The sequence below is a fragment of the Bacillus sp. FMQ74 genome, from assembly GCF_001875785.1.
Taxonomy (GTDB): domain Bacteria; phylum Bacillota; class Bacilli; order Bacillales; family Bacillaceae; genus Bacillus; species Bacillus stercoris.
Genome location: NZ_MOEO01000028.1, coordinates 1 through 9,683, shown reverse-complemented (window position 1 = coordinate 9,683; position 9,683 = coordinate 1). Strand labels below are relative to the sequence as shown.

Below are 9,683 nucleotides of genomic sequence, written 5' to 3'. Positions count from 1 at the left end.
TCGGCTGTCCGGTCGTTCCAGACGTGTAAATCATGTACGCCAAGTTCTCCGCGGTTACAGCGGTCTCTGGATTTTCCTCGTCGTTTTCATCAAGCGGCAGGCTTAGAATCGTGCGGTTTCCGTCGAGGAGAATGACATCTCCCGTATAGCTGTCCGGCACTGAAATCCCCTCTTGCTTCAAGAGAAGCTTCGCGCCGCTGTCCTGTAAAATATACTCAATCCGCTGATCAGGGTAGTCAGGATCAATCGGAACAAATGCCGCTCCCGCCTTTAAGACGCCGAGCACCGCGGCAGACATTTCAAGCGACGGCTTCGTGAGAACGCCGACGCGCTCATCAGGGCTGATGCCGTAGTCCATCAGAATCCGCGCGAGACGGTTTGCCTTCGCATTCAGCTCGCCGTACGTCCAAGATTGGCCGTTGTATGTGACAGCCGGGCGGTCTTTGTGACGCTGGACAGTTTCTTCGAATAGCTGATGAACCGTTTTGTCTGTCGGCACAGGCAGCGCTTTGCCCTTCCATGCCTCAAGAAGCGCTTGTTTTTCTGTCTCGGTGACTAGTGACAGGCTGGAAAGCGGCTGGTTCGGGTTTTCCGCAACAGCCTTTAGTAACCGCAGAACGTATTCGCTCCATTTTTCAGCCGTTTCTTTTGTGAACAGATCTGTCGCATATTCGAGCTGCAAGCCAATCCCGTTTTCATCAGTAAATCCGCCCAATGTCAGATCAAACTTAGAAGTTCCCTGATGAGCCTCATAAGGAGAAATGCTTAGATTTGGCAATGTAAGCTGTTCTTTATCGGGGTTTTCTGTCGTCACCATCACATTAAACACTGGATTTCGGCTCATATCCCGAGGGAGATCTAGCTGATTAACCAGATCTTCAAACGGATACTCCTGATGCTCAAGCGCTGACAGGTTCGTCTGCTTCGCTTGCTCCAAAAGCTCCGCAAATGTTTGCTGTTCTTTCGCTTCCATTCTCAGGGCAAGTGTATTGACGAACATTCCCGGCATGTCCTGGACATCAGCATTCGTCCGGCCTGCTGTAACGGAGCCGATGACGATATCCCGCTGTCCGGAAATTTTGCTTAAAAAGACGTGGAAAACAGCATGGAGCACCATGTGCAAGGTCGTTCCGGTTTCCGCAAGCAGTTTTTCTACCGCCTTTGCCGTCTCACTTCCCGTCCGGAAACGGATCGTATCTCCTTTAAAGCTTTGCACCGGCGGACGGGCGTAATCGAGCGGGAGATCAAGCTCTGGCAGCTCGCCTGAAAGAACCGACAGCCAATACGACTCATGCTCCTTCATCCGTTCTTTTTGCTCAGCTTCATGTTGCCAAACGGCGAAATCTTTATAATGAAGCGCCGGCTCCGGAAGCTGCTCTCCTTTGTAAAGCAGCGCCAATTCTTTTACAAAAATGCCTCTTGAGACGCCGTCTGCGATGATGTGATGCATATCTAAAAGCAGCAAATGTTTTTTCGCTTCTATTCGAAGCAAAGCTGCGCGAATGAGCGGTGCGTCGTTTAAGTCGAATGGCCGGATAAATTCCTTAATCTTTTGGTCCGCTTCGTCTTCTTCCGCTTCAAACACATGAAGATCAACCTCCGCCTCCTCAATGATGCGCTGAACAGGCTCACCATTGGCTTCCATAAATGACGTCCGCAATGATTCGTGACGGTTCACAAGCTGATTGAGTGAGTCGCGCAGGCGAGAAATATCAAGCTCTCCTTCCATTAGAAGAACAGATGGCATGTTGTAGCTTATCGTCTGACGGTCAAGCTGATTGAGCACGTACATCCGTTTCTGTGCGGATGACAATGGATACATTGCCTGTTTGTCAGCCGGTTTGAGGACTTGGCGGCCGTCTGAAACAGCAGATACCTCCATATAAGCCGCCAGCTGGCGAATAGTCGGCTGTTCGAACAGTGCTTTAAGCGGTACGCTTTTCTCCAATTCTGCCTGAATATTGGCAATCAGCATCATCCCTTTTAATGAATGGCCGCCTAAATCGAAAAAATTGTCGTCAATGCCGATGGCTTCTATGCCAAGCGTTTTCTGCCAAATGCGGCATAAGTTTTCTTCAAGCGCTGTTTCCGGTGCGGCCAAGGTTTTGCCAGCGGATTGTTCAGCGTTCGGCTTCGGCAAAGCGTTTCTGTCGGTTTTCCCGTTTGCCGTCAGCGGAATCGCGTCAACCTGCACAAAGAAAGCAGGAATCATATGAGACGGCAGTGTTTGTGAAAGCTGGTACCGGAGTTCTGCTTTTTCAATAGCTTGATCCGACGTATAATACGCGCAAAGCTCTTGAAGACCGCCCTCCGAAACTGCTAGCACAACCGCTTCTTGAATTCCGCTGAGGCTGAGCATCACCGTTTCGATTTCTTTCGGCTCAATGCGGTAGCCGCGGATTTTCACCTGATCATCAGCCCGGCCGATAAATTCAAACGTACCGTCAGAAAGTCTCCGTACGACATCACCGGTTTTGTACATGAAGCTGCCCGGCGAATACGGATTTTCCACAAATCTCTCGGCTGTCAGCTGAGGCCTGTTGAGATATCCTCTCGCAAGCCCCTGTCCCGTAATATAGAGCTGTCCGCTCGCTCCCGGCGGCACAAGCTTCAATGCTTCATTTAAGACAAGCGCGCCGGCATTTGCAATCGGTTTTCCGATTGTCGGGCGTTTCGCAAATGCATCCGGCTCAGACAGATCAATCCGTCCGGCAATGGCGCCGACCGTTGCTTCTGTCGGGCCGTAGTGATTGATAAATTCGGTATGTTCATACATCCTGCGGAAGGCGAGAACATCAGCCGGGATGATTTTTTCTCCTCCCAAAACAATTAAACGCAAGGATTCAAAGTTCGCATCTTTTGTAAAACTGGATGTGTTCACCATTGTATGGAAGAGAGACGGTGTCAGTTTGATATATGTGATCCCATGCTCCTTGATATAGTGCGCTATTTCATCCGGCGCCGTATAGGTTTCCTTCTGTATGATATGGAGCTCGCCCCCGCCCAGAAGCACGGGGAACATGCTCGTATAGCCTAGGTCAAATGCGTAAGAGGAAAGCAATACAGTCTTATCCTTTTCCGTCAGGCTCGCCTCTTCACTAAACCAAGAGACATAGTTTGTCAGATTGCGATGCTCGATCTGCACGCCCTTCGGCTTTCCGGTCGTACCGGACGTATAAATGACATATGCAAGATTGCGAGACCCAGAAATGGATGATGGGCGCTCCTTGCTTTCATTTCTCCATTTACCTTCATCAAGGTTGACGATTGTCCCTTCATACTGCCCAATAGCCGTCATGTTTCTTTCATTGACGACCGCAATTTTTGCTCCGCTGTCCTCTAATGAATAACGGATTCGTTCTTCGGGTGTATCAGGATCAATCGGAAGGAAAGCTGCCCCCGCCTTCATAACACCAAGAATGGATACCATCACGTCAGCTGACCGGTCCATGACAATTGCCACGATATCTTCACTTTCTGCCCCTTGCGTGCGAAGATGGTGCGCCAGCTGGTTCGCCTGTTCATCAAGCTCGCGATAGGTCAGCAGATTTCCGCCAGCCTTCACCGCAGGATGGTCAGGTGTTTGCTGGGCCTGTTTTTCAAAAAGAGCTGCAAAGGTTGCTTCAGTAATTTGAGTCATATGTCTTTCTTCCAGCAAAGCAGCCGTTTCTGCAGATGAAAGCAGATCTACATCAGACAGCCGAACGTTCGGATTAGCCGCGGCCGCTTTGATGATATTGACAAAGTGGCGGCTCCAGCGGCGGATCGTCTCGTCCTTAAACAAGGCAGTCGCATAGTCAAAGCTTAGGCCGATATCCTCTTCACGCTCGACCGCTTCCAAGGAAAGATCAAATTTCGCAACATGATGAAGCATGGAATACGAGGAAATCTTCAAATCTCCTAATCTTAATGAAGGAATCTCCATATTCTGCATATTGAACATCACGCTGAACAGCGGACTTCTGCTTGTATCCCTTGTAAGAGGAAGCTTTTCAATCAGCTCCTCAAGCGGATAGCCCTGGTGCTCGAAGGCTTGAAGACTGGCTGTTTTGACCTCTTCAAGGAATTGCGCGAAGGTTTTATCCCCCGCTGGTGCCGTTCTGAGTGCTACCGTGTTGACAAACATCCCCGGCACACCTTGCAGATCAGGATGTGTTCTGCCAGCTGTCGGCGAGCCGACAATGATATCATCCTGCGACGCGTACTTAGAAAGGAGTACATTGAATGCCGCCAGCAAAAACATGTACATTGTCGTATCCGTTTCTGCTAAAAGTGACTTGATTTGAGCAGTCATCTGTTGATCAAGCCCGAACATCACGCGTTCTCCCGCAAAGCTCCGCTCAGCAGGCCGCTCGAAATCCGCGGGAAGATCCAGTATTGGCAGCTCGCCTTTAAAGACATCAAGCCAGTATGCCTCATCCTTTTGATAATCAGCGTGTTCTTTGTGCCAAACTGCGTAATCTTTATAGTGAATTTGCGGAAGCCCCAGATCAGCGCCTTGATACATTTTGGCAAGATCGCCGATCAGAATGCCTGTTGAACTGCCGTCAGTGATAATATGATGCATATCAATGAGCAGCAGGTGGCGATTTTCTTCCAGCTGGACAAGCTTCGAACGGACGAGCGGCGCACGATTTAATTCAAACGGCTGAACGAACGCTCTGATCATTTCCTCCGCGTCTTCTTCCCGTCCTTTGGCAGCCTCCAGCTGGAACAATATGTTTTTATGAACGGTTTGTACAACCTCTCCATCGATCATGTCAAACGATGTACGGAGGATTTCGTGCCGGTTGATTAATTGCTGCATCGCGTTTTCAAGCCGGTCTTTATCTACTTCTCCCTCCAGCAAAAGTACAGCGGGGACGTTGTAGCTTGTGTTTGCTTGTCCAAGCTGATTGAGGATATACATTCTCCGCTGGGCCGGGGATACAGGATAATGCTGCTGATAAGGTGCTTGCCTGATCGGTTCAAACGTCTGCTCCTCCTTGCTTTCGTTCTCGTCCAAATACAGCGCCAATTCTTGAATGGTCGGCTTTTCAAAAAGCACTTTAATCGGTACTTCCTTATGGAAATGCTCTTGGATTTTTGCCGTCATCATCATCGCTTTCAAAGAATGGCCGCCAATCATAAAGAAGTTATCGGTAACGCCTGCTTTGGCACCGAGTATTCCTTCCCAGATCTCCGCTAATTTCTTTTCACTCTCTGTTTCTGGTGCTGCGTATTCCGGCTGCACGGCTTCTGATTGCGGCGCGGGCAGTTCTTTTTTGTTGATTTTCCCGTTTGGCGTGAGCGGCAGACTGTCCATTTGAATCAGGTGGGCAGGGACCATATAGTCAGGCAAAGACTGAGACAGTGTTTTTCTCAGCTCACTCACAGCCACTTCACGATCCGCCGTGAAGTACGCGCAAATTTCATTTTCGTCTGCTTTGTTCTTGCGGATGATCACCGCGGCTTCTGTCACATGCTCAGCCATGTTCAGTTTTGTTTCAATTTCGCCAAGCTCAATTCGGAAGCCGCGCACCTTCACTTGGTTGTCGATTCTGCCTAAAAATTCGATATTGCCGTCCGGCAGCCATCTTGCCAAGTCACCAGTGCGATAAATTCTCTCACCCGGTCTGAACGGGTCTTCGAGAAATTGCTTCTCTGACAGCTCAGGGAGATTGACATACCCACGCGCTACACCGATTCCGCCGACGCAAAGCTCACCAGGCGCGCCGATTGGCTGCAGGCATTGCTGCTCATCCATGATGTAGGCAGTGGAATTTCCGATCGGCTTCCCGATTGGGATAGAGCCGCCATACTCACGGTCGATCAGAAAACTGGTTGAAAACGTCGTGTTTTCTGTCGGGCCGTATCCGTTCCACAATGAAAGCGACGGCGACGCCTGTTTTACTTTGCTGACAATATGCGGAACGAGTGCGTCTCCCCCGATGATTAAATGACGCAGTGTGCCGAACATACCCGCATCCTTTGCGGCAAGCTGGTTGAATAAAGGTGATGTCAGCCACATGGTTGTGATGCTTTGCTCACGCAGGAATGCTGCAAATGATTTCGCATCAAGCAGTATCTCTTTTTTGACCGGATAAAGCGCTGCGCCATTTAGCAGTGCGCCGAACACTTCAAACGTTCCGGCATCAAAGCTGACTGCTCCTGTTTGCGCCATGCGGTCCTCTTCAGTAACAGGAACGTACCCGGCATTTTTAACGAGACGCAAAATGCTTTTATGTTCGATCATGACGCCTTTTGGTTTGCCCGTTGAACCGGATGTGTACATGATGTATGCCAAGTCGGACGGGGCGGATGGCAGGTTGAGATTGTCAGCCGTTTCGCTCTCATCCAAACCTATGTCCAGTGTAAGAACCGGCACCTTCAGCTGATGCGCCCGCTCTGCATACGTCTTTCCGGCCAATACCATCCGAATCGAGCTGTCCTCTGCCATGAACCGAAGACGATCCCCAGGAAGCGCTGGATCAAGCGGCACATATGCGGCACCTGCTTTTAACACAGCCAGCATGCCAACAACGGTTTCTATTGAGCGGTCGTTCATAATCGCGACTGTTTCCCCTTTTTGAAGGCCTTGCTCATTCAGCTTTCTCGCCAGACGATTGGCCGCGGCATTCAGCTCGCGATATGTCAGTTTGGTTCCTTCATATTCAACGGCAGTGCTCGCCGGCGTCCGTTTCGCTTGCTCTTCAAACACTTGGTGAACAGCCATTCCTTCAGGGAGTTCGGCTTTCGTGCTGTTAAACACCTCGACAATTTGCCGCTGCTCTTCGTCTCCCACAAGCCCGTACTCACGCACAAACGCGGCCGGCTGATCGACAGCTGCTTTCATCATGCGGGTAAGGTGCTCCGCTGTCCGTTCGATAAAAGCGGAATCAAAGGCGGCGCCGTTATATTTGATTTTGACGGTCCACGTTTTGCCTGGATACACAATCAGGTTGAAATCGAAGCTCGTTTGTTCAAATGCGCTTTCTACCTTGATCGAGAACCCAAGGCGGTCTTCCATGCTGCCATTTTCAAGCTCCTGATCAAGCGGATAATTTTCAAACGCGACCAAATGGTTTAAGAGATTGCCATCAAGGGCTGAGCGTTTTTGAATCTCATAGAGCGGCACGTAATCGTAACGCTCCGCTTCAACTGCATGTCGCTGAACAGCTGTGAAAATATCAGCGAAAGCAGCATCTCGTTCAACGTTTACCCGCACTGGAATGGTGTTGATAAACAGCCCCGCCATCGTTTCAATTCCGTTGATTTCAGACGGCCGGCCCGAGACGACCGTTCCGAAGACCACATCATCCGTAAAGTTGTATTTGCTGAGAACAATGCCCCAAACGGCCTGAAATAGGTTAGGCCCTGTCACTTGATGAAGGTTTGCGGTTTTCTGAATGCGGGCAACCAGTGTTTCGTCCCATGTAAATGAATATTCTTTATTGACGTATTCGTCTTTTTTCACAGGCAGGCGGCCCGGGAGCACGCTTGGCTGTTCAAAACCCGCCAAGCGCTCGCTCCAGTAGCTCTCCGCTTCTTCATTGTCCTGTTTTCCAAGCCATTTGATGTAATCGGAGTAAGGCTTGCCTTGACCGTTTGCAGGTGTCCTTCCTGCTCTGAGCGCTTCATAGTTTTGGAACAGGCTTTTCATGAGGACGCCCATGCTCCAGCCGTCCATCATAATATGATGATTGCTCCAGACAAGATACAGCTTATCTGCATCAAGGCGGAAAACCGCTACCTTGAACAATATGTCTTTTGCCAGGTTAAAGCCTTGGCGCTGAACGTCTTGTTTGTAACGCTCAATGTGCTCTTTCTGGCGGTTCTCGTCTGCATGACTGATATCCTCATAATGCACCTTTGTTTTGCGTTCCGCTAACACGACCTGACGCGGTTTTTGCAGCTGCTGATGCACAAATACCGTACGGAGAATATCGTATGACCGAATCAGTTCATTGACGCTTTTCTCAAAGATTTCAAGATCAAAAGCGCCGTGAATACCAAGCTCTAATTGTGTGAAGTACGAGGAAGAATGCGGATCAAGCATCGCATGATACAGCATTCCCTCCTGCATTGGTGTCAGTGCGTACACCTTTTGAATCGATTTTTTGCTCATATGCCACCTCTATTAGAAAATTTCCATTAATTTATCCAGCTCATCCAGCGTCAAATCGTCGTCACCAAGATCACTCGGGGTCAGTTCCGTACCGTCTTGAGATAGGCAATGTTCAATGATTCTGAGAAGATGCGCTTTAAAGCTGTCACTGAATGTTTGTACTGTTTTTTCATGAAATTCAAGAGAATGATAGGCCAGTGACATCGTCAGTTTTCCGTTTTCGATATATCCGACAACATCCAGCGCATTCGGTTTTTCTGTTTCAGGGCTTAATGACTGTCCTGATGGCAGCTCTGATCTCGTAAACAAACCTGCATCCGACATTTCGTCAAACTGACCTAAATAGTTGAAGCTGACATCCGGCTGAATCGAGAACGCCACATCTTCTTTATGTTCCGGTGCCGTCAGATAGCGCAGAATGCCGTATCCGACTCCCTTATTCGGCACATGTCTGATATCTTCTTTCATTTGCTTCAGCTGGTAGCCCAGATCATCCGCATGCTTCATATCGAGCACCATTGGGTACATACTTGTAAACCAGCCGACTGTGCGGGAAATGGTCAGGTCTTCTATGATTTCTTCACGTCCGTGCCCCTCTAAATGAACATTTACTCGATCCTGACCCGTCCACTCCTTCATTGCCAATCCGAATGCCGTCAGCAAAATATCATTCATTTCTGTGTGATATGCCTCATGCACCTTTGTGGTGAGCTGTTCTGTCTCTTCAGCAGTCAGCGAGAATTCAATTGTCTTTGTATGTTTCATTCGCTGATCACCAGATTCGCGGTCTTTCGGAAGCTTTGCCGCGACTGCTTGTTCTTCAAGCTGTCTCCAATACTCTTTTTCTTTCAAAAAGGCTTTGGAGTTCGCGAAGTCTTGCAATCTCTCTGCATACTCTGCAAATGAATGTGTTTTCTGCGGGAGAACCGGTTCATTGCCTTGCTCAAGCTGTGTATATACTGCGGCGAAATCCTCCAGTAAAATCCGCCACGACACGCCGTCAACCACTAAGTGATGAATGGCAAGAAGCAAGTGGTCTCCGTCTTCCGCTTGGAACAAGCCTGCTTTTAACAAGCCGCCTTCCTGCAAGTCGATGCTGCTTTGCAAACGCTCCGCTTCTCTCTCTATACGGTCTTCGTAATCTGCAGCTTGGCCCTCAATCTGGATGACCTCCAATTGAGCGGAAGCAGCTTCAAGACCTCTGTTGTATTGAATGACATCTTCCTGTCCCTCACGGTAAACCATACGGAGCGCGTCATGATGCTGGATCAGCGCCTGCAATGTTTTCTCCACCCGTTCAGGATCAAAGCCTTTCTTGGCGTGAAGCATCACCGATTGGTTCCAGTGGTGCTGGTTCGTGAAGTTCTTTTCAAAGAACCAGCGCTGGATCGGCGTCAGGATGACTTCGCCCTCCACCGGGCCTTGGTCTGCCTGTTTGCCTTCGGCACGCTCTACGTAGTGGGTCAGCTCCTCGATCGTCGGGTGCTGGAAGAGATCTTTCATTTCCAGCTTCAAGCCGTGCTGGTTCAAGCGACTCGCCATCTGAATTCCTTTGATGGAATCTCCGCCAAGCGAG

At 49.5% G+C, this 9,683-nt stretch carries 2 protein-coding genes; both read right to left on the bottom strand.

From position 1 onward, the window contains the following. On the bottom strand, window positions 1–8,107 hold an 8,107-nt coding region (gene srfAB / locus BLL41_RS23400; RefSeq protein WP_071579414.1), incomplete at its 3' end, for a surfactin non-ribosomal peptide synthetase SrfAB. 12 nt (window positions 8,108–8,119) lie between these two features. Beyond that, window positions 8,120–9,683: condensation domain-containing protein (locus BLL41_RS21935; RefSeq protein WP_083428101.1), on the bottom strand; the 1,564-nt coding region annotated here is incomplete at its 5' end.